Source organism: Rheinheimera soli, from assembly GCF_021290985.1.
In the GTDB taxonomy this organism is placed as follows: Bacteria; Pseudomonadota; Gammaproteobacteria; order Enterobacterales; family Alteromonadaceae; genus Pararheinheimera; species Pararheinheimera soli.
Window position 1 is genome coordinate 100,889 of the sequence record NZ_JAJOYU010000007.1, and the last position, 21,548, is coordinate 122,436.

The following is a 21,548-nucleotide window of genomic DNA, read 5'->3' on the forward strand; positions in this document are numbered from 1 at the left end:
GGCAGAAAAAAAAGGCCGCTAATGCGGCCTTTTTTTGTAATTTAAACGATATTTTTATGCGGAACTTATGCGTGATAACCGTTTGAAACACCTTTGACTGTCACTGCAACCGCATCATGTGCATGCAGAGACTCATAGTGGTTCACCCGCAGCCAAAAATCGTCAAATTCAGACAACTGGTTCAGGGCGTGTTTTAAACGACGGGCTGCATCTTCGCAGAACATCAGGTTTTGACCATTTAAGCGGGCAAACTCTTGCTCATCAGCGCGTTTAACTGCGGCCTGGACCGGAGTTTGTAGTGCATCTTCAATAGCATCTATTAAAGCAATAACAGGGAAGTCAGCCACTTTATTATTCAGCTGTACTTTTATTTCAGCAACAGAGCGCTGGCTGTGTGGTGTAGCCACTATACCCTGAGTGGTGCCTAACCAGTCTTTGACTTGTTCTGCATTCACTTCTGCGTGACCTGCAAATTTAGCCACAAAAGCTTCCTGAATAAGCTGACGAGCTAAAGCAGCCGAACAAGGACAAGTTGAAGAGTAAGGCACGTCGACCTTCATCTCTACGCCTAATTTGCCCTCTTTCAGCTGGCCTGTGATAGTCACAGGATAAGCTTTCCAACCTTGTTTTTCAGTGATCAAAGCTTTACGGCGTAAATGCAGTTCGAAATCAAACTTCACAAAAGCATGAGTACTTAAGTCTTCATGACTGCTGATAAACTCGTGCAGCAATTCACTTAAGGTAACAAAGCTCAAACTGGATTCTGTCGACAGCTGATCCAATAACAGATAAAGCCGTGACATATGAATACCTTTAGCCTTTGGATCTTTTAAGTTCACAAAAGCTTCTACTTTGGCGCTGACCTGGCGTGGTGCTTCGCCTGCCACACTAAACATCAGTGGCAGTTCAATATGGCTCATGCCAACCCAATCCAAAACACCTTCAGTGGTGGCGGAAGAATGGTTAGCTACATCTGGCATAGTGGTCGGCATGAATACTCCAATGTCCGTCAAATGCAAAGATTTTCTATCTCCGTCGTTCCTGAAGCCGCAGCATCAATTCGTGGGGGGTAGAGAAAAACCTTGCTGAAAATTTGGCGCACTTTATACCATATTTTGCCGCGCGGGCCGGTATAAAATCTGTGCAATATAAGCTGATTTTTTTCGAACAGCTTAAACGAAAAAAGCGAATACCCGACTAAATTTGTCGGATATTCGCTAAATTGGGATGCAGTCACGGAAAATCAACTCTTAACAGCGGCTTTTACTTTTCAAAAGTACCTTTTACCAGCGCCTTGCCGTCTTTTACCAATTGGCGACCTTTGGCAAAGACATCACGAATTGTTAAATCACTTTTATTCAAAAGCACTAAGTCGGCGTCCATTCCTGCTGCAATACGGCCTTTGTGTTTTAGTCCAAGCACTGCGGCTGGTGCTGCAGTAATAGCAGTGATTGCATCTGATAAAGGCACCTTATATTCAAGCACGGCCTGGCGAGCCACCTGATATAAAGTTTGCACCTGGCCTACCTCAAGCCCAACTAATTCTCCATGATCGTTATAGACAGGCAAGCTGGCATTGCCATCTGAGCTTAATGTCAGATTCATTGCCGGAACACCTGCTGCTAAAGCTCTGGCTAAAGCTGCTGCAGCTGCTACTTCCCCATGTTGTAAGTCGTAACTTGTGGTGCTGGTAGTAAAATCAATCACAGCTCCTGCTTTTGCAAACTCAATACCGGCCTGAAACACAGCCTCATTGCGGTTGATATGAGTTGGGTAGAATTGCGACAATTTAAGCTCTGTACCTTCTACAGCTTGCCACAATGGTTGTAATAACGACTCACCGCTACCTACATGCACACTGACTACACCGGCTTTGCCTGACAAAATACCACCTACTTTAGCCGCAGCTGCCACTTTGCGAATTTCATCTATAGTGGGTTGAGAAGATCGGAAATCGCTGATGGCTATTTCGCCTACTCCGATAAACTTGTCGATTAGGATCAGATCATCGGTGATATTACCCATTAAAGTCCGGCACGGAATTTCGTAAGAGCCTGTATGGCAATAGGTGCTGATACCTTCGGTTTCCAAAGCATGAGCTTTGGCCAACAGATTAGTTAAAGTTCTGGTGGTTGCGTCTGTGCCCAACACGCCAATAGCAGTGGTGACTCCACCTAAAGTGGCATCTGTTAATTGCATTTCAGGAGTGCGGCTGGCAAAACCACCTTCACCGCCACCACCAATAAAGTGAACTAACGAATCGACAAAACCTGGCACTAAATAACAATCGCTGGCATCAATCACTTCAACAGGCAAATTACTGTTGCCTGCAGCAAAATCATGCTGCAATGCTGCTATCTCTGAACCTGCGACTAAAACATCTATTGTGCCCAAATCCGCAGGGCTTATGACATGGGCATTTTTAAATAGCTTTACTGCACTCATTTTATGTCCTTATTGATAACCAATGGCGACTGCGACCAGCACTGCTGTACTTGCAAGAGCGAAAAGCCAGAGCTGCAAACGCCAGGCAAACTTTGCCCATAACATCCAGTCAACCCGCACTACACCCAGGCAACCAATTAAAGAAGCGGAAGTGGGCACTATGCAGTTGGTTAAACCATCACCTAATTGAAAAGCTAAAACTGCTATTTGGCGCGACACGCCAACCAAATCAGCCAAAGGCGCAACTAATGGCATAGTTAAAGCAGCCTGGCCTGAACCTGAGGTAACAAAGAAGTTAAACACCGATTGGAAAATCAACATAAACCAGGCTGAAGCATAAACTGAGAAACCATCAAAGCTGCTACCAGCATAGTGCAGCACAGTATTCAATACTGAAGGCTCTGTGGCATTGTCGCCCCCCAGCAGCAGCACTATGCCTTTCGCCATACCCACTATCATTGCGGCAGGTAATAATTCTGCTGCACCTTGTTTAAAGGCGTCAGCAGCTCCATTCACAGTCATCCGTTTGCCAACAATACCTAAAATGGCTGTGGCTATACCTAAAGCAAAAAACTGAGTGGCAATTTCAGGAATATAATAACCACGGGCCACTACGCCCCAAATCACCCAAGTGATACCGGCGACAAAGAGCAATAAAATGGCAGCATCTAAGGTACCGAAGCTAGTGCTTTGTTGTTCTTGCTGTTGGGCGCGCAGTTTTTGATCTGATGCAAAACTGACAGAAAGCTCTGGGTTCTTCTTGATTTTTCTGGCATAACGCATGGTGAAAATAATGCCAAACAAGGTGAAAACTGCCCAAAGTGCAACGCGATATTCGGTGCCTGACATAGGGGGTAATCCCGCTATACCCTGAGCTATAGCCACACTGAATGGATTCATCCAGGAGGTTGCAAAACCAATCTGAGTGGCGATGTAAGTAACCAGCACAGTGGTAATAGCGTCGTAGCCTAAAGCCAGCATCAAAGGCAGCAGCACAATACAAAAGGCGATGGCTTCTTCACCCATGCCAAAAACTGCACCACCTAAAGAAAACAGCAAAAACATTAAAGGTATAAATAAATAATCTATATCTTTGGTTTTGGCTATTAATGCCAGAATACCGTTGTTAACAGCTCCTGTTTTCATAATGATGCCAAAGGCACCACCTGTCAGCAGAATAAAGGCTATCACGCCTATAGCTGCGCCCATTTTGTCGCCAGAGACCATGCCTTCAAAGGCATAGTTTAAAAAGCCAATCTGACCGCCTTCACCAAACAAAGGCACTGCTTTGTTTTGTTCCTCAGCAAACTGGAAGCTGTTTGGGTCAATGCGGGCTTTAACAGTTTCACCTGCGGCGTTTAGGGTTTCCGGTAACATCTGAAAATAACCAGCCGGAATAAGGTGGGACGCAATAGCTGCGGCTATCATCACAAAAAAAAGTATGACAAAAGCGTCCGGCATGCTGACCGGTTTTTTGCTTGTAACTTGCATGAGATTTACCTGTTAAATGCAGCCGGGCTAAAAGCCCGGCTTCTATTATTCGCTTCGCGTGCTGTTAAAACTTGTGGCTTAGTGCAATACGGAAGCTACGACCTAAAGCATCATGGTTAATAGAATCAAAACCACGGCTTGAACCATAAGCTGTTGGTGGATCCCGATCAAACAGATTGTCGATATTAAAGCTGATCGTGGTTTGGGCAAAATCATATCCCAAATTCATTCGCCATGTAGTCCAGGACGAGACCTGACGGGTTCCATCTGCGTTTAATTGACCTAATTCATCCAGCTCGTCCAGTTCACGGCCACGCAGTCCTTCAATATCATCTTCATAGGAATCCGTGTAATTCGCCGAAATGCTGCTGAAAAAATCACCTCTTGACCAGCTAAAACGCACGCCAGCTACAGTTTCAGGGTAACGCCAGGTACCAATCAGCTCTTCGATTTCATCAGAGCCTGCTTTATTGCGCTCAAAAGACAAATAATGGGTGGCATCCAGGCTCAGGCCGAAGGTTCCAACTTCAGTATCAAATCTGTGGTCGTATGCCAGATCTATACCGCTGACAGTTTGCTGACCGGTATTTTCCAGCAGCAATACGTGGTCACGGAACAGTGGTAACTCAGCAAAACGTGGGTCGTCGTACTCTACCCAGGCATCCAGTATTTCTGTCATATTGGCGCCGTCTTGTTCAATAGTCAGACCTGCGTTGTCTGTTACATCACAAAGGGCTTCATCAAAAGAAATACCCTGACTACCTTCAGGTACTAAACCACAATGGCGTAAAGAAGCATCCCCAATAGCGCGTGCCAGAACACCAGTCATATTGGTATCGACCAGATTTTCATGTTCAAAGCGCCAGTAATCCACTGTTAATGTGCTGTTTTCCGACAAGCTCAAAGCAAAACCCAAACTGATGGAGTCAGACTCTTCAGCCTGCAGTTGTGGGTTACCCAACTCCAGCACATTGTTGCTACGTTCATCACCAAAACCTTCGCAGAATAAATCTGCAACTGCCTGGTTAGCGCCACAATCAAAACTTGCTGTGGTGGTTCTGAGTTTTACTCCGGCCTGAGTTAACGAAGGTGCACGGAAGGACGTGGCGTAAGAAGCTCTGACGATCAGCTCTTCTACGGGACGGTAACTAAAGCCAATTTTTGGGTTAAAGGTGCCGCCAAAATCATCAAAGTGATCATAACGTGCAGCAAGCTGCATATCTAAAGTACTGGCCAGTGGCACATTAAATTCAGAGAATGCCGCCCACTGGGTACGTTCTGCAGCAGACAAACTTGAACCAAAACCAAAAACATCGACCAGATAACCGTTTTCAGCGCGTGCTATTGCATTGTCTGAAGGAGTATCCGTGATTTTTTCTTTACGAATTTCAAGGCCAAAAGCAGAGCTAATAACGCCATCGTTAAATTCCATTAAATCGCCATTAAAACGCGCATCCCAACCTAGTACAGTACTTTTACCTTTGCGGTTTGGCATTTCCTGCGCAAGCGCCAGCAAAGCTTCGTTGCTGCTATCGTTTTGCAGGAAAGGGTTATAGATAGCGCCTAAAGAGCCGCTGCTGCAACTTAAGCTATCGTTGTCAGCGTCATAGCTGGCAATAGTGCCGTTAGAGCAAAGCTCGCCTGCTAAAGCGGCGTGGTATTTATATCTGTTGTAAACGCCTTTAGTGGCAACCTGATCAGATTTTGATTCAGAGTAAATAACAGCCGACTCCCAACCCCAATCACCCACTGAACCTGATAAAGCACTGACTAAACGCAGCGCGTCTGTTTCCACTTCTATAGTGCGTGGTGTGCCAAAACGGGCATCAAAAGCAAAACCATAAAGCTCGCGGCCAGCGACTGTATCAAAAGGGTCTATATACAATTGATCGAGTAACTCATCACGAAGGGCTGGGCCAAAAATATCCAGAGTGCTTTCGTCTGCATAAGGGCCTTCACTGTCATCCAGTTGATTAATAGGAGCTGGGCTTGAGAGGGCGACAGATTTGGTATTGCTGAAAAACACATCGGTATTCCAGCTGATGTCGCCAAAATCTTTCTGGAAAATAGCTCCAGTGGAGTAACTGGTTAAATCTGAGTTCAGTTGGTCGTCTTCATTCGGATAATAAGCGCAAATTTCTTCACCAAACTCTGTAGTCACAAGCTCGGTAGCGCAGCCTGGCGTAGCCAGTTCATTGCCAGAGCGTACAGAGTTGTAATAAATATTGGGTGTGTTTTTTGGCAGGTAAGAGTACGAACTTTGTAGCAGGGGAGAGCGGGTAAACTCTCTGTCCTGAGCGCTAAAAGCGTTACGGTCAAGATAATCAGCGAATACAGTTAGTTGACCACCAGCGACTTGCTGGCCAAACACCAGATTCAGGTTACGGCGGCTCTCATCACTGGACGCCGCACTGTCACCATAAGAGGCATTAAGCTCCATGCCTTCATAATCTTTTTTCAGTATGTAGTTAATCACACCAGCTACAGCATCTGCCCCGTAGATGGCCGAAGCGCCTGTGGCTAATACTTCAATACGTTCAATAGCAGCTAAAGGAATGCTGTTTACATCAACAAAGTTCTGAGTGCCTGCAGCAAATGAACTGGCAGCAACACGGCGGCCGTTAATCAGCGTCAAAGTGGAAGCCGGGCCTAAACCACGCAATGAGGCTGCTGCCTGACCTGCTGGTGTTGACGTTGAGGTTGCACCACTTTCACTGGTGGAAAAGGTGCCGTCACCGCCTCTCAATTGACCTACGTCTTTCAATAAATCAAAAATACTATTGGCGCCGGATTTTTTAATATCGTCACTGCTGATCACGACCAGCGGCTGAGCACCCTCTAAATCAACCCCCTTGAGGCGGGAGCCTGTGACTTCGATTTTTTCTATTGAATCGTTTTCAGTTGTAGTTTCAGTTTGAGCAGATACGGAAAAGCAGCAAGCCGCAACGGCCAGCGAAAGCATAGATGGTTTAAACATTTTTTATTACCTGTTGCTTCATTACAGCACTGTCTGCTCTGGCAACCGGGTTGCAGAGTGATATTCAGCAGGCTGTTAATTGTTATGGTTTAGTTTTAAATAGCAAAACACCCAGCAATGAGCTGGTGGTTTGGCTACTCGTTAAACCACTCCGACAGGTAGTAGGACGAGTAGTAATATGTTGAGAGCGAAACCGCTTTTTTAAGCATATTACTTTGCAGATGATTAAATTCAGATGGCTTTAAGATTTAACCGCTCTGTCATCTTCTGTCAATCATTCTTCGTTAGTAAAAACGATATCTGGTTGAAAAACACTCAATACCCCAGGTTTTTACCTGTTTTGGCTCAGCCGACAACAAAATTTAGCAGGACAAAAAGCTGCAGGATCTGGCAGACTTGCTGAACTAAAAGCAACAATACTTTTCGGGTAGCTTACCCCTTGTTGTGAAGAATTTATTTTCAAAGGCAGATAATGCAGCAAAGTGTTCACCCGCTAGTCCGGCGTTTGGCTGGCTTCTTAAAGCAATGGGGCTGGTTACAGTGTTTTTGCCTGTGTTTTATTTTATTGCAGGCCTTAACCGGAGTCATTACAGGCTTATATAGTCTGTTGATCCACGATATGGTGCTTTGGTCCATGGTGTTGGGCGCTTTGCTGTTTTCCGCCTCCATAACACCTGCCTTTTTACTAAGTAGCTTTTATTTAGTTCGCCATCTGGATGAAGCGCTGTTTTATTTGCAGGATTCGATACGACAGGAAAAACTGCTGAACCAGAATATGCAGGAAACCATTCGCCAACTGAACTTTGAAATTGAAGAGCGGAAAAAAGCTTTCCAGGCCAAACGCCGAGCTGTAGACGAACTGCGCCGTGAAATTACTGAACGCCGCAAAACTCAGCAGGAGCTGGAAGAGCAAAGTTTATTAATCCGCTCTATAGTCGACAGCTCTCCTGACTTATTTTATTACCGCGACGAAACCGGGCGCTTTGTCAGTTGCAATAAGATGTTTGAAGTCATTATGGGCAAATCGGCGAAAGAGCTGATAGGCCATTATCCGGCAGAACTCTACGATGCTGAATCTACCCCTATAGCTATTCTGACCGATCAGGAAATCTCGGCCAGCCGGGTAGAGCTGACTTTAGATGTGGACTATCAGACCCCTGACGGCCGCATGTTATGGTTTGAAATGCGCAAAGTGCCGTTTTTTGATAAACAAGGCCGTTATATAGGTTTGCTTGGTTTTGGCCGGGATATTACCTCTCGTAAACTGGCTGAGCAGGCGCTGGAAAAAGCTTATCAGGATAAAGGTAAATTTATTGCTACCTTAAGCCATGAACTGCGCACGCCGCTAAATGGCATAGTAGGATTAACCAGACGTTTACTGGAAAGTCCGTTGTCCACAGAGCAGCGCAGCTGGAGTAATACCATCTTCAGCAGTGCTGAGACTTTAGGTAATATTTTTAACGATATTATCGACTTGGATAAAATTGACCGGCAGGATTTAGATATTGTTTATCAGTCGGTGCAACTCAATGAATTTGTCCATGATATTTGCAATTTTGCCCATCTAATCTGCCAGCAAAAAGGCCTGTTGTTTATTGAACCTGAAGTTGTGCCAGGCCAGCTTTATGTCCGTCTGGATCCAACCCGGGTTCGGCAGGTGTTATGGAACTTAATTAATAATGCAGTGAAATTTACAGCCCGCGGTTCTGTGCAGCTGGATGTATCCATCACTACTGATAATCCGGCAGAGTTGTGTTTTAGTGTCACAGATACCGGCATAGGTATTGTTGAGGCTGAGCAGCAACGTATTTTTGATATGTACTATAAATCCAGCGATGGCAGGCGTTTAAGTATAGTGGGCTCTGGTATAGGTTTATCTGTATCCCGGGCTTTAATCGAAGCTATGTCCGGTCAGATCAAACTGAACAGCGAACCAGGTCAGGGCAGTACTTTTACTATGCTGTTGCCGGCAGAACTTACTTGTGCTCCTGCTGCTGCGCCACAAGTTGTGTATCCGGCTTTAACCATATTGCTGGTGGAAGACGTGCCTTTAAATGCTGAAATAGCCACTAACTTGCTGGAACAACGGGGTCATCAGGTGATCCTCGCTGAGACTGGCGAGGATGCGATGGCCTTACTGGAAACAGAAGACGATATAGATTTGGTGTTATTGGATATGCAGTTGCCGGATATGTCGGGTGATCAGGTTGCACGTTTTATCCGCTCTGAACCTGCTTTAGTCAAACTGCCAGTGGTGGTATTAAGTGCTAATGTGCGTAAAGCCGAGCAGCAGTTAAAGGATGTTCGGGTAGATGGTGCTTTGGCCAAACCTATTAATACCAATAAACTGGACCAGATTTTACATCAACTGTTTGGCGCTCCTGCGCCTAAAGAGATGACAGCTGAAAAAGCTCATGATCAGCAAATTTTGGATCAGCAAACTCTGGATGATTACCTGCAGTCTTTAGGTAAAAAGACCATGTTACGCAGTGTGCAGTTATTTACCCAATTGTTGCCAGGTTATATTAATAAAATGATGGAAACCGCAATGCAGCAGGATGTCACTGAGTTTCAGGAGGCGGCTCATAAGCTAAAAGGTGCTGCGGCTTCGGTCGGATTATTGTGGGTGCAACATCAGGCAAAATTACTGGAACAAAGTACAGAATTGCAAGGCATAGAAAAGCAGCTGATCAATTTTCATATAACAATAGAGCGGCACTTGGCCGCTCTAGAGGAGTATATCGAACAATCTGTTTAACCCGTCAGCATCCTATTGGAATTATAGAAGGCCGGTTGTGCCGGATTATTTTTCTAACTTACCTACGAAGCGGTAACCTTCACCGTGAATGGTGCTGATTAACTCAGGGCTTTCTACGTCGGACTCAAAATGCTTACGGATACGGCGAATAGTGACATCCACAGTTCTGTCGTTAGCTCTGAGTTCGCGGCCTGTCATATGGCGGATCAGTTGTTCACGAGTGAAGATTTTACCCGGACTGTCCAGCATTAAACGTAAAGCACGATATTCACCTTTAGGTAAACGGCGTGACACACCTTCAGGAGACGTCAGGTTACGGCTGTTTTCATCCAATACCCAACCATTAAATTTCACCACACTTTTATGCTCTTCCACTACAGGTTGAGATACGGTGCGGTTTAACAGGTTGCGGGCACGGATAGTCAGTTCACGTGGGTTAAAAGGTTTGGTCAGGTAATCGTCTGCACCAATTTCCAGACCTAAAATGCGATCGACTTCACTGTCACGTCCGGTCAGGAAAATCAGACCTACGTTTTCTTTCTGGCGTAATTCACGAGCCAAAATCAGGCCGTTTTTGCCAGGCAGATTGATATCCATAACAATCAAATTGACTTTGTGTTCAGACAGTTTCTGGTTCATTTCTTCACCATTCACTGCTTCAACCACATCATAGCCTTCGCCTTCAAACAGGCTGACCAGATTCAGTCGTGTTACTTCTTCATCTTCAACAATCAGAATAACAGGGGTCTGCATTATGCTTAAACCTTATGTGAACGTAATTAAGTATTTGATTTGTATCTTTTTAGAAAGAGAGTGACCTATGGTCATTGTCTGAGCAATTATATAGACCACAGATTTTGTTAACAAGTTTATTTGTTAACAATTAGCCTAAGCTAATTTAAGTAGTTGAAAAATATGTTGTTGTTCAGGCTGTTATCTTATTTGGGGATCACCGGAAAGTCGATTTGAATGTCGATGCCATGATCCAAAGAACTTTCCAGCTGAATTTTGCCGTTTAGAGCCTGAGTCACCAGATTATAGACTAAATGCATACCCAGACCGCTGCCACCTTCACCTCTTTTGGTGGTGACAAAAGGGTCAAAAATGCGTTTTTTAATATTCTCCGGCACACCGGCGCCGTTATCCTGATAATGCAGGTAACAACGACTATTGGCCAGAGTCACGCTGATGGTCATAGTGCCTTGTTCTTTATTTTCAAAGGCGTGGATCAGGCTGTTCATAATAAGATTAATCAGGATCTGGCTGATAGGGCCTGGCTTACTTTCCAGTTCTAAACTTTCATCACAATTCAGTATCACCTGATGCTGAGTTTTTTTCAGGTTAGGCCGCAGTGACAGCAGTACTTCATTCAGCAACTGGTGCATGTTGAAGTATCTTCTGTTATCGTTGGATTGGTCTACTGCCACTTGTTTAAAACTGCGGATCAGGTTAGCTGCACGTTCAAGGTTACGGTAAATAATGCCAAGATTTTCAGCGCTGTCGCTAAGGAATTTGGCTAACTGATTGGAGGTTAGCTTCTTATCATCAAAAGCTTTTTGTATTTCTGCCAGCTTATCCTGCATTAAAGTTGAAGCTGTCACCCCAAGCCCTATAGGCGTATTTACTTCATGCGCCACCCCTGCCACCATCTGACCTAAACTGGCCATTTTTTCAGTTTCAACAATTTGATTCTGATATTGGTGCAAGGTCGATAAGGTGTTCAATAAATCCTGATTAGAGGTTTTTAAAGCCAGGGTTCTGTCACTGATTTTTTGTTCCAAATCCTGGTTGAGCTGGCGTATTTCACTTTCGGCGCTGCGCAGTTTAGTCATTTGCTGTTCAGTTCTGTCCAGCATAGTGTTGATTGCCCGGCCCAGGTTATGAAACTCTACTATTTCCATAGTGGGCACACGGATTTGATAATCTTTTTCTTTAGAGATTTTTTGTACTAAAGCCAGCAAGCTGTAAAGCGGTTTGGTAAAACGACGTTGTAATCTGTTGGCGATAATAAAAGCACCTATCAAGGAGCAGAGCGCAATTAATATGTCGAATATCACCCGGTTTTGCACATAACGGCTCAGTTCAGCCAGGCTGGCGCGTATGTAGACATAACCTATTAATTTACCACCAGATTCAATTTTTTTAGTCAACTCCATTACGCCATCACCTATGGTGGCATTTTGGTACTGTTCTACTTTATTAAACTGAGTAGGGTAAGGGCCAACATCTCTTCTGTTGTAACTGGCAAAAAAACTAAGCTCGCCGTTTTCTTGAACTTTATAAATATGGATATTATGCAGACGGGATTCGGCAGCAAAAGACGCGATACGTTTGTCTTCAATTTCTGAGTCATCTGTTTCGATAGAACCTACGGCGTTAAAGGCAATAATGGCGGCGTAAGAGTGAAGTTGTTCAGACAGGTTTTTCTTTTCAGCTTTAACATCTTGTATGGTAGCAATGGTCAGGGACACACACAGAGTTATGCTGCAAATCAGCATCACAACCCAAATCAGTGCGCTTTTGATTGAACTCGCTTTTAACGCTGGACCCATTAATCCTTCCGCCATCCGTCAATCTGTTATCAAAGCTATAATATTGAAGTTACACGCATTTGCAAACTTTCACCAGTAACTGCAGCTAATCCCCTGACAAAAAATAAAAACAGGTTTATAGTGATTGCACTTGTGGCGATGAGATAAAACCATGGACTTATGGGATAACTACAAAACGAGTGTTTTTTTGTGCCATCAACCCCTTGGCGATCAAATTAACTTTGCTATTATCAGTGCCCAAAACCCTTGTGGTCATGTACAAAATCCTTCCAGAAATTTATTGCTTGATAATCACTTTGCCAACACCCTCGACAGCATGAATGTGCCTTACCGTGAAATAGTCGGTTGTTCACCGGACTTGAGTTTTCAGGAAAAAAGCTGGGCTGTGCTTTGTGATAAATCCAAAGCTATTAAGCTGGCTATTATGTTTGAACAACATGCTATTTATTGGGTTGAGCAGGGTAAGTTATTTTTGGTACCGGCGCTGTTACAACAAGCCGAAGAGTATTTGGGCGAGTTTAATCCACGACAAATTGTAGTGGGCCAGTAGGCAGAGTCAGTCTCTTAATACTTGCAGGATAGGCTCAATTTTCTGACCTAAAGCGTATTCCAGCTTCAGGCGTTTCAGCTTTTGTTTATGAGCTTCGTCTTCGTCGGCTGGCACAGTCAGGAACTCTTTAAAATCTGCAGCGCAGATACATAACATGCCGGGTTTTGCCATGTTTTCCAGTTGACCAAGCCGATAGACCTGATGAGGACAAGCTTGTGTTCTTTCTGGCGACTGAATACAGTTCGCCAAAGCGCCAGTGCTGAAGGTTAATCCAGCCAGAACAACAAAAACCAGTCTCATCAGCAGATCCTTTTATTTGCGGTCTTTTTTACAATAATAAACCACAAAACCATCGCGACGACCAAGCTCTTTTACCTGACCAAAGATTTCAGTCAACTGAGCCACATAAGGTAAATGCACGTTCGCCACTAAAGTTAAAGTGCCGCCAGGCTTTAACTCATTAAAAGCATCCCGGAAAAACTGCTCACTAATATGGTAGTCCGTTTTTAAACCTGTGTGGAAAGGTGGGTTACTGACAATATGGTCATAAGCCGCACTGCGTGACGGAATGCCATCAGCTGCAATAGCTTCGCCCGGCAGCTTATTCGCTTTTAAAGTGGCAGCTGTAGAGCTGACAGCTAAAGTGCTGATATCAGAAGCCGTTAATTTGATTTCCGAGTGTCTTTTTACTAAAAATGCACCGATAAAACCTGCACCACAAGCAAAATCCAGCACTTTACCTTGCTGAATATGGCCTAAATGCTCCAGCAATAAATTAGTGCCTAAATCTAATTTACCATGATTAAACACGCCTGGCAGAGAACAGAGATTTAAGCTGATACCAGCTTTTTCGATACTAAACTGATGAAACTCTGCGGTTTTGAGCTCGCTTTGTAACAGACCATCCAATTCAAACCATAAACAGTGTTTGGCATTGTCGTGTTTAAAGGCTTTTAACCCCAGCTTTTCAGCCTGATTACCTAAGCTTTTAATACCGCCTTTGTTATCACCAACCAGATAAACTTCAGTTTTGTCGTTCAGTGCTGTTTTAATTTGAGCTAAAGAACTTTGCAGCTGATCTTTGCTTTTAGGGTAAAACAGCACCACTCGGTCTACTGTTAAATCTGCTGGCAAAGCATCACCCAAATAACAAGGGCTTTTGCTTTGCTGTTGCCAGTTATTAGCAACAGCTATATTGGAGGTTAAACAAAACAGCTCCAGCTCTGGCGCTTTTTGTTTTAATTCAGAAGCCAGACGGTCGGCCATAGGTTCTACCAGCAGCACTTTGCCTGATAAAAAATCAATATTACGCAGCAACAGCTGACTGGTATTGTCCAACATATTAACTTTCCTTCCTGAACATCAAATCCCAAACACCATGGCCTAAATTAACACCACGGTTTTCAAATTTAGTCAGAGGTCTATGGTCAGGGCGCGGCACGTAGTCATTGGTTTCTGACAGATTGCTGTAACCTTCGGCAACTTTCATCACTTCCAGCATATGTTCAGCGTAGTTTTCCCAGTCAGTGGCCATATGAAATACACCACCGACTTTTAACTTACGGCGCAATAACTGGGCGAACTCAGCCTGCACAATACGTCTTTTATGGTGACGTTTTTTATGCCATGGATCAGGGAAAAACAGCTGCACAGTGCTTAAGCTGTTGTCTGCAATGGAGTCGTTTAAAATTTCGATAGCATCGTGTTCAAATACCCGCAGGTTTTTCACGCCTTCAGTTTCGGCTTCACCTAAACAAGCACCTACACCGGGTTTATGTACTTCGATACCAATAAAGTCTTTATCTGGCGCAGCTTTAGCCATTTGCACCAAAGATTTGCCCATACCAAAACCAATTTCCAGTACTAAGTCGGCTTCACGGCCAAACACTGCTGTCATATCGTAAGGCGTGGCCTGATGCTCAAGACCCATAGTTGGCCAGAATAAATCTAAACTGCGCTGCTGGCCTTTGGTCAGACGACCTTCCCTTAAAACAAAGCTACGAATACGGCGCAGGTATTTGTTTTCCTGAAGCTCTTCGTCCTGTGGCTCTGTGTTTGGTTGTTCCGGGTGGGTCATCTTGGTCTCCAAAAAATGTGATGCAGCCTGTGTTTATAGCGCTGCGAATGCGGCGCACATTATCCTTGTTCTGCCGCCAATGCTCAACCGCTAATCTTGATTCAACAAAAACAGCAAAAATGCTAGGCTATGTATCGTTTTGAATTATTGAACCTGAGTAGTGATAGCTGTGCTGAATTCTGAGTATTTAACTTGCCCTGATCTTTTTGCCGATACTGTTGTCGACTGGCAAAAAATCGATGGCCGTAATGCCTTGCCATGGCAACAAGATCCCAGCCCTTACAGAGTGATGGTCAGCGAACTGATGTTGCAGCAAACTCAGGTCACTACAGTGATCCCTTATTTTCAGCGCTGGATGCAAAAGCTGCCTGATATTCATGCCTTAGCAGCTGCTGATACCGACACTGTAATGGCGTTATGGCAGGGCTTAGGTTATTACGCCAGAGCCCGTAATTTGCATAAAGCCGCTAAATACATAGTGCATGATTTAGGCGAGTTTCCTTTTGAATTAAATGCCTTATTAACCATTCCTGGTATTGGCCGTTATACAGCTGGGGCTATCCGCTCTTTTGCCTACGATGCTTATGGCCCGATTGTGGATGGCAATGTAAGGCGTTTGTTCTGCCGTTTATTTGGCATCGAAGGTGTGCCAACCACTTCTGCTGTGGATAAAAAGTTGTGGGCTTTGGCCGATTTATTAACGCCAAAACAAAACAACAGACGTTTTGCTCAGGCCTTGCTGGACTTAGGCGCTACGGTTTGCAAACCCAAACAAGCGGATTGTTTAAGTTGCCCGCTTCAAACTCAGTGTGTGGCTTTTAATACAGGCCGGGTAACAGAATTACCAACAGCTAAACCTAAAAAGACCACTCCAACCAAAGCAGGTCATTTTTTGTGGATAGAGCAAGGCGATAAACTGTTGCTGCAAAAAAGACCAGACTCCGGTATCTGGGCTGATTTATGGTCTTTACCTCAGGTGGATGAAACTGCTGAAGCTTTGTTACAAGCCAAACTACAGGGCCAGTTTCAGCATGTGTTTTCACATTACAAGTTAGATGCTTCGGTCTGGCATCCGGTGTCTGGTATATCTGAGCCTGCAGGTAGCAGTTGGTATAACAAAGCGCAAGTAATGGAGATTGGTTTACCTGCTCCAATTCGTAGCTGGATTGAAAAAAACTGGCTGAATAAAAGCTAACTGCTTGCGATGAAGTCGTTTACAATATCGGCCTTTTTAAAAGCTAAGTTTTGAGGTGAATAATGTCCCGTCAGGTATTTTGTGTTTATTTGCAAAAAGAAGCAGCAGGTTTAGATTTTCAGCTGTACCCGGGTGAGCTTGGCAAAAAAATCTTCGACAGCATCAGCAAAGAAGCCTGGGCTTTATGGCAGTCAAAACAAATTATGCTGATCAATGAAAAAAAGCTGAACATGATGAATCTGGAACACCGCAAATTGCTGGAAGAACAGATGCAGCAATTTTTATTTGAAGGCAAAGAAGTTCAGATCGAAGGTTACGTTCCTAAAGCTAAATAATTCCTGTTAATCCCGAAGGCGTGACTGGTTTAAAGTTGCGCCTTTCTTTATAATTCGCATTAGAAAAATTAATTCTATTTTACCTAAGGCTGCAAGCTATGGCTCGGCGCTTACCCCCTCTTAATGCGTTAAAGGCTTTTGAAACTGCGGCCCGTCATCTTAGTTTTACTAAAGCGGCAGAAGAGATGTTTGTTACTCAGGCTGCTATTAGTCATCAGATCAAAGCCTTGGAAGATCATTTAGGTTTAAAGCTGTTTATGCGGAAAAACCGCTCTTTGCTGTTAACCGAAGAAGGGCAGAGCTTCTTTTTAGATATTAAAGAAATTTTCCTGCAGCTGCATGAAGCCACAGAGAAGTTATTAGCCCGTGGCGCTAAAGGCTCATTAACCGTCAGTTTACAGCCAAGTTTTGCGATTCAGTGGCTGGTGCCACGTTTAAGTTTATTTAGTGAAGAACATTCTGATATAGACGTGCGGATTAAAGCGGTCGACTCAGACGAAGGCTCGTTAACAGACGATGTAGACGTGGCGATTTATTATGGTCGTGGCAGTTGGCGTAATCTGCATGCCGACAAGTTGCATACTGAATATTTGCTGCCTGTCTGTTCGCCTTTGTTATTAAATGGCAGCAAGCCATTAAAAGATGTGGCCGATTTACGTCACCATACTTTATTACACGATGGTTCGCGCCAAGCCTGGAAAGATTGGTTTGTCAGTCAGGGTTTTAAGAATTTTAATGTGAATCAGGGGCCAATTTTTTCGCATACAGCTATGGTATTGCAGGCTGCTATTCATGGTCAGGGTGTGGCTTTGGCGCATAACGTGATGGCTAGACCTGACATTAACTCAGGCCGCTTAATAGTGCCTTTTCACCATGTATTGCTGAGCAAAGACTCGCATTATCTGGTGTGCCGTGAAAACCAGACCGAGCTTGGTAAAATTGTTGCGTTCAGACAGTGGATGGCGAAACAAGTTGAGCTGGATCAGCAGGATTTTGCTGAGCAACATTTTAATAATTCGACACCGGATTAATAGATGCCAGAGTTGTTAGCCCAGAGTGTTCTTGTTAAAGCCCCAAATCCTGTCGCCAGATTGCTGTTATCTCATGGTGCCGGAGCGCCGGTGCAATCAGAGTTCTGCCAGCTTTTAGCGCAGCAGCTTGCAACTCAGGGCATAGAAGTCTGGGGTTTTAACTTTGTTTATATGCAAAAGACCCTTACTGGCCACAGGCAGCTACCGGCTAAAATGCCGGTATTAATGGCTGAGCTGCTCGAACAAATAAGCCAAATGCCGACAGATTTACCTTTATTTATTGCTGGTAAGTCGATGGGGGGCCGGGTTGCCACTCTGCTTGCAGCATCTGACTTGTTACCTGCGCAAGTGAAAGGGGTGATAGCTTATGGTTATCCTTTTCACCCGCCGAAAAAAGACAATTGGCGAACAGCACATTTTGCTGATTTAAATAGGCCTGTATTGGTGTTGCAAGGGGAAAGAGACCCTTTTGGCAGCGTTCAGGAACTGGCTGGTAAAAGCTGGCCTTTAATAGAGATTAAGTGGCTGGAAACTGGCGATCATGATTTTTCGCCGCTGAAGAAATCAGGTTTTAGTCAACAGCAGCTTATTGAACAAGCCTCTTTGCTAAGCAGGAGCTTTATTAATGAATTTATTCTGGAAAATTAACACTAGTCTGGCCGCTTTTTACGGCGCCGTGACTGTAGGTTCAGCCGCTGCTTTGATGCATTTATGGCGTGGCACCATAGCGACAGATCAACTGGCTGTACTTTTAAGCGCTGGTTTTATTTTAGCTTTTCATGTTGTGGCTTTATTGGCTTTATCAGCCTTTGACAAGCTGCAACAACAAAGCCCATGGCTAAGCCGCATTGCAGTAACTGCGATGCAAATTGGGCTTTGGTTATTTGTTTATACTCTGGTGGCTGGCGTATTTAAGCTACCTTTACATTTTTCAGCTCTGGCGCCTTTAGGTGGTCAGTTGCTTATTTTAAGCTGGCTGGCTTTGGCCATCAGCCCTTGGATCAGGAAATAACATGAAAAATTGGCAGGATAGACAATTTTCACAGCCGCAGGCTGCCAGTCAGGGTACGGCACAGGGAGGTGCCGTATGAAAAATTGGCAGGATAGACAATTTTCACAGCCGCAGGCTGCCCGTCAGGGTGCTGCACACGGAGGTGCAGCATGAAGCAACTTTTGCTGTACTGCCGTTCAGGTTTTGAGAAAGAATGTGCTGGCGAAATTCAGGATAAAGCGGCGCAGGAAGAGGTGTTTGGTTTTTGCAAACTAACCAAAGACGCAGCTTTTGTCATTTTTGAAGCCTATGACAGTGAGGCGTTAGCTGCCTTTTATCGTGACTATGATTTTACTAACTTTATCTTTGCCCGCCAGTGGTTTTTGCTGGTGGAAGATATGCTGCAACTGGATCCGGCCGACCGCATTACTACAGTGGTCGAATCGGCAATAGCTGCTGAATTATCTGCTTTTGGTGAGCTGCGGGTGGAATACCCTGAAACCAATGACGGTAAAACTTTATCTACTTTGGCCCGTAAACTGACAGTGCCTTTGCGCCAGTCATTACGTAAAGCTGGCGTATTGCTGCAAAAAGAAAACTCCCGTGCCCCAGTGCTGCATTTGTTTATGCAAAGTGGCAGCAGCGCTTATTTAGGTATTTCTTACCCTGAAAACAACAGCCCGCTGGAAAACGGCATTATGCGGCTGAAGTTTCCATCTGATGCACCAAGTCGCAGTACTTTAAAGCTGGAAGAAGCTTTTATTCAGTTTATTCCAAAAGACGAATGGGAAACCCGTTTAACTTCAGGTATGAGAGCTGTCGACTTAGGCGCTTGCCCTGGCGGCTGGACTTATCAGCTGGTTAAACGCAGCATGATGGTCACAGCAATAGACAACGGCATGATGGCGCAATCCTTAATGGATACAGGCCAGGTAAAGCACTTTCAGGTCGACGGCTTTAAATTCAGCCCGGACAAACGCAATGTGTATTGGCTGGTCTGCGACATGATTGAAAAGCCACAACGTGTTGGCAAACTGGTCTGTGACTGGCTGATCAACGACTGGTGTCAGGAAAGTATTTTTAACCTGAAACTACCTATGAAAAAACGTTACGAAACTGTGGTTGAAGTGCTGGATATGATGCAGCATAACTTCAACGAAGCTGGGCTGGACGTCGAAATTCAGGCCAAGCACTTGTACCACGACCGCGAGGAAGTGACAGTGCATGTGCGTAAGGTTTAAAGCTAGTTAAACGAAGAGGGCAGGGATAAAACCTGCCCCTTAAATACCAAATCCCATCAAACATAAGGCTTAACCAGGCCATCATAATCCATCACTTTTTGTACTGCAGGGCGGGCTAATACCTTTTGTACCCAGAGGGCTATAAAAGGGTAATCGCGGGCTTTTTTGTCATCGAAGTGACGGGTCCAACGGCATAACATCATGGCGTAAATATCCACCAGGGAAAATTCTTCGCCTAAAAACCATGGGCTGCAGTGGCTGGCTAAATGTTTGTCCATTTGCTCTAGCAGGCCTTGGGCTTTTTGCTGTGCATGACGTTTTACCTCTACCTGATTTTGCTCACCACTTACCCATCGTTCAGGATAAAAATACACTACTAAGGTGCTTTGTAAGGTGGCGGATAACCAAATCAGCCACTTGTAAGCTTCAGCGCGTTCAAGAGTTCCTGGGGCTGGGAATAAGTTCTTTTCCGGGTGGCTATCCACTAAATGCAGGCAAATGGCCGCGGTTTCAAAAATAGCCTGACCCTGGTCTACTAAAGTTGGAATAGTGCCATTAGGGTTTAACGCCAGATAGTCAGCTTTTTTATGTGAGCCAGTGGCCGTATCTGTTAAAACCAGCTCGTAAGGAACAGAGAGTTCTTCCAGCAGAATATGCGGCGCCATGCTGGCGGTGCTTGGTGAATAATACAGTTGGTACATCAACATAACTCCTGAAAAGAAAACTTATCAGAGCATAGTATTGTGAAGCGCAGATGATGGCAAAACTATCTTGGGGGCGTATTGGGGTCGGAGCTAGAGAATAAATGGGTCAGAGCCAAGGGGCTCTGACCCAAAGTATCAGAGACGTTCCAGCATGGCCGCTGTAAAGTCTGTAGTGCCGTGGCTGCCACCTAAGTCGCGGGTGGTGCGGTCACCTGATGCAATCACATCAGTTAAAGCGGCCAGAATTTTTTCTGCTTTGTCTTTCATGCCCAAATATTCCAGCATCTGGATAGAAGCTAAAATTACTGAGCTTGGGTTTGCCAGGTTTTTGCCTGCAATGTCCGGCGCGCTGCCGTGTACTGCTTCAAAAATGGCGCAGTCTTTGCCGATATTGGCGCCTGGCGCCATACCTAAACCACCGACCAAACCAGCACATAAGTCAGACAAAATATCGCCAAACAGGTTGGTTGTGACTATCACATCAAACTGTTGTGGGTTCATCACCAACTGCATACAAGCGTTATCAACGATCATCTCGCTGGCCTGAATATCAGGGTAACGCAAAGCTACTTCACGGGCGGTTTTTAAGAACAGGCCGGAGGTAGATTTCAGAATGTTGGCTTTGTGAACGATAGTTACTTTTTTGCGGTTTTCGCGACGAGCCAGTTCAAAGGCGAACTCAACAATACGTTCAGAACCTTCACGGGTCACTACGCTCATGGCTTCTGCCAGCTCGCCTTCGTTTTTCACGATTTGGCCAGCACCTGAGTACATACCTTCAGTGTTTTCACGTACTGTAATGATGTCGATATTTTCGTAACGAGCTTTAGTGCCTTTGAAAGAAATTACCGGACGTACGTTCGAGTACAGGTTGAATTTTTTACGTAAAGTTACGTTGATAGACGTGAAACCTTCACCTACAGGCGTAGTAAGCGGGCCTTTTAAGGTGATTTTGTTACGGGCGATCGCATCAAGGGTGGTTTGAGGCAGCAACTCGCCAGTAGTTTCTAACGCAGTTAAGCCAGCTTCAACATATTCATAGTTAAAGTTACAGCCTACTTTATCCAGAACCTGGATAGCGGCTTCTACTATGCTTGGACCTATGCCATCACCTTTGATGACCGTAATAGTTTGTGAACTCATAACGTTCCTTTATAACTTTTAATGCGACATGGATTGGTTGTACTAAACACAAAGCTGA

At 44.7% G+C, this 21,548-nt stretch carries 19 protein-coding genes; 8 read left to right on the forward strand and 11 right to left on the reverse strand.

What is annotated here, in order from left to right; all coding sequences use genetic code 11:
- Nucleotides 1–65 precede the first annotated feature (65 nt).
- The 4 genes from folE2 to LSG37_RS07100 all read right to left on the reverse strand — a co-directional run bounded on the left by folE2 (nucleotide 66) and on the right by LSG37_RS07100 (nucleotide 6,913).
- The gene (gene folE2 / locus LSG37_RS07085; RefSeq protein WP_233079223.1) at nucleotides 66–992 is read right to left on the reverse strand and encodes a GTP cyclohydrolase FolE2; all 927 of its coding nucleotides are present in this window, start codon (nucleotides 990–992) and stop codon (nucleotides 66–68) included.
- A gap of 271 nt (nucleotides 993–1,263) precedes the next feature.
- Nucleotides 1,264–2,445 (reverse strand): beta-aspartyl-peptidase, encoded by a 1,182-nt coding sequence (iadA, locus tag LSG37_RS07090; RefSeq protein WP_233079224.1) that lies wholly within the window; start codon nucleotides 2,443–2,445, stop codon nucleotides 1,264–1,266.
- A 9-nt stretch (nucleotides 2,446–2,454) separates the two neighbouring features.
- Nucleotides 2,455–3,936 carry a putative basic amino acid antiporter YfcC gene (yfcC, locus tag LSG37_RS07095; RefSeq protein ID WP_233079225.1) on the reverse strand — a complete coding sequence of 494 codons (1,482 nt, stop codon included), beginning with the start codon at nucleotides 3,934–3,936 and terminating at the stop codon, nucleotides 2,455–2,457.
- A 64-nt stretch (nucleotides 3,937–4,000) separates the two neighbouring features.
- The gene (locus LSG37_RS07100; RefSeq protein ID WP_233079226.1) at nucleotides 4,001–6,913 is read right to left on the reverse strand and encodes a TonB-dependent receptor domain-containing protein; all 2,913 of its coding nucleotides are present in this window, start codon (nucleotides 6,911–6,913) and stop codon (nucleotides 4,001–4,003) included.
- Nucleotides 6,914–7,385: 472 nt separating this feature from the next.
- Here LSG37_RS07100 and LSG37_RS07105 point away from each other — a divergent pair, with 472 nt between their 5' ends.
- The gene (locus LSG37_RS07105) at nucleotides 7,386–9,671 is read left to right on the forward strand and encodes an ATP-binding protein (protein ID WP_233079227.1); all 2,286 of its coding nucleotides are present in this window, start codon (nucleotides 7,386–7,388) and stop codon (nucleotides 9,669–9,671) included.
- Nucleotides 9,672–9,716: 45 nt separating this feature from the next.
- On the opposite strand, the gene arcA is transcribed toward LSG37_RS07105, so the two are convergent.
- Nucleotides 9,717–10,424: a two-component system response regulator ArcA gene (gene arcA / locus LSG37_RS07110; RefSeq protein WP_233079228.1), complete on the reverse strand. Its 708-nt coding sequence runs from the start codon at nucleotides 10,422–10,424 to the stop codon at nucleotides 9,717–9,719.
- A gap of 185 nt (nucleotides 10,425–10,609) precedes the next feature.
- Nucleotides 10,610–12,223 carry an ATP-binding protein gene (locus LSG37_RS07115; RefSeq protein ID WP_233079229.1) on the reverse strand — a complete coding sequence of 538 codons (1,614 nt, stop codon included), beginning with the start codon at nucleotides 12,221–12,223 and terminating at the stop codon, nucleotides 10,610–10,612.
- Between the two features lie 151 nt (nucleotides 12,224–12,374).
- On the opposite strand from LSG37_RS07115, the gene LSG37_RS07120 reads away from it, so the two are divergent.
- Entirely contained in the window at nucleotides 12,375–12,773 is a 399-nt protein-coding gene (locus LSG37_RS07120) for a DUF3293 domain-containing protein (RefSeq protein ID WP_233079230.1), read from the forward strand.
- A gap of 6 nt (nucleotides 12,774–12,779) precedes the next feature.
- On the opposite strand, the gene LSG37_RS07125 is transcribed toward LSG37_RS07120, so the two are convergent.
- The 3 genes from LSG37_RS07125 to trmB are packed head-to-tail and all read right to left on the reverse strand — an operon-like array spanning nucleotide 12,780 to nucleotide 14,850.
- The gene (locus LSG37_RS07125) at nucleotides 12,780–13,073 is read right to left on the reverse strand and encodes a hypothetical protein (protein WP_233079231.1); all 294 of its coding nucleotides are present in this window, start codon (nucleotides 13,071–13,073) and stop codon (nucleotides 12,780–12,782) included.
- Between the two features lie 12 nt (nucleotides 13,074–13,085).
- Nucleotides 13,086–14,114: a class I SAM-dependent methyltransferase gene (locus LSG37_RS07130; protein WP_233079232.1), complete on the reverse strand. Its 1,029-nt coding sequence runs from the start codon at nucleotides 14,112–14,114 to the stop codon at nucleotides 13,086–13,088.
- A 1-nt stretch (nucleotide 14,115) separates the two neighbouring features.
- A complete protein-coding gene (gene trmB, locus LSG37_RS07135) occupies nucleotides 14,116–14,850 on the reverse strand; it encodes a tRNA (guanosine(46)-N7)-methyltransferase TrmB (protein ID WP_233079233.1) in 735 nt (244 codons plus the stop codon).
- 169 nt (nucleotides 14,851–15,019) lie between these two features.
- On the opposite strand from trmB, the gene mutY reads away from it, so the two are divergent.
- The 6 genes from mutY (at nucleotide 15,020) to rlmM (ending at nucleotide 19,643) form a co-directional block, all read left to right on the forward strand.
- Entirely contained in the window at nucleotides 15,020–16,045 is a 1,026-nt protein-coding gene (mutY, locus tag LSG37_RS07140) for an A/G-specific adenine glycosylase (protein WP_233079234.1), read from the forward strand.
- A gap of 62 nt (nucleotides 16,046–16,107) precedes the next feature.
- Nucleotides 16,108–16,380: an oxidative damage protection protein gene (locus tag LSG37_RS07145; RefSeq protein ID WP_008900661.1), complete on the forward strand. Its 273-nt coding sequence runs from the start codon at nucleotides 16,108–16,110 to the stop codon at nucleotides 16,378–16,380.
- Nucleotides 16,381–16,478: 98 nt separating this feature from the next.
- The gene (locus tag LSG37_RS07150) at nucleotides 16,479–17,411 is read left to right on the forward strand and encodes a transcriptional regulator GcvA (RefSeq protein ID WP_233079235.1); all 933 of its coding nucleotides are present in this window, start codon (nucleotides 16,479–16,481) and stop codon (nucleotides 17,409–17,411) included.
- A gap of 3 nt (nucleotides 17,412–17,414) precedes the next feature.
- Entirely contained in the window at nucleotides 17,415–18,059 is a 645-nt protein-coding gene (locus LSG37_RS07155) for an alpha/beta family hydrolase (RefSeq protein WP_233079236.1), read from the forward strand.
- Nucleotides 18,037–18,423, forward strand: a complete 387-nt coding sequence (locus LSG37_RS07160) for a DUF423 domain-containing protein (RefSeq protein ID WP_233079237.1) — start codon at nucleotides 18,037–18,039, stop codon at nucleotides 18,421–18,423. The genes LSG37_RS07155 and LSG37_RS07160 overlap by 23 nt, the downstream gene beginning before the upstream one ends.
- A gap of 149 nt (nucleotides 18,424–18,572) precedes the next feature.
- Nucleotides 18,573–19,643, forward strand: a complete 1,071-nt coding sequence (rlmM, locus tag LSG37_RS07165; RefSeq protein ID WP_008900657.1) for a 23S rRNA (cytidine(2498)-2'-O)-methyltransferase RlmM — start codon at nucleotides 18,573–18,575, stop codon at nucleotides 19,641–19,643.
- 56 nt (nucleotides 19,644–19,699) lie between these two features.
- Here rlmM and LSG37_RS07170 read toward each other — a convergent pair whose 3' ends face one another.
- Together LSG37_RS07170 and LSG37_RS07175 are read right to left on the reverse strand one after the other, a co-directional pair.
- A complete protein-coding gene (locus LSG37_RS07170) occupies nucleotides 19,700–20,344 on the reverse strand; it encodes a glutathione S-transferase family protein (RefSeq protein ID WP_233079238.1) in 645 nt (214 codons plus the stop codon).
- A 138-nt stretch (nucleotides 20,345–20,482) separates the two neighbouring features.
- Entirely contained in the window at nucleotides 20,483–21,490 is a 1,008-nt protein-coding gene (locus LSG37_RS07175) for an isocitrate dehydrogenase (RefSeq protein WP_127021037.1), read from the reverse strand.
- Nucleotides 21,491–21,548: the final 58 nt, after the last annotated feature.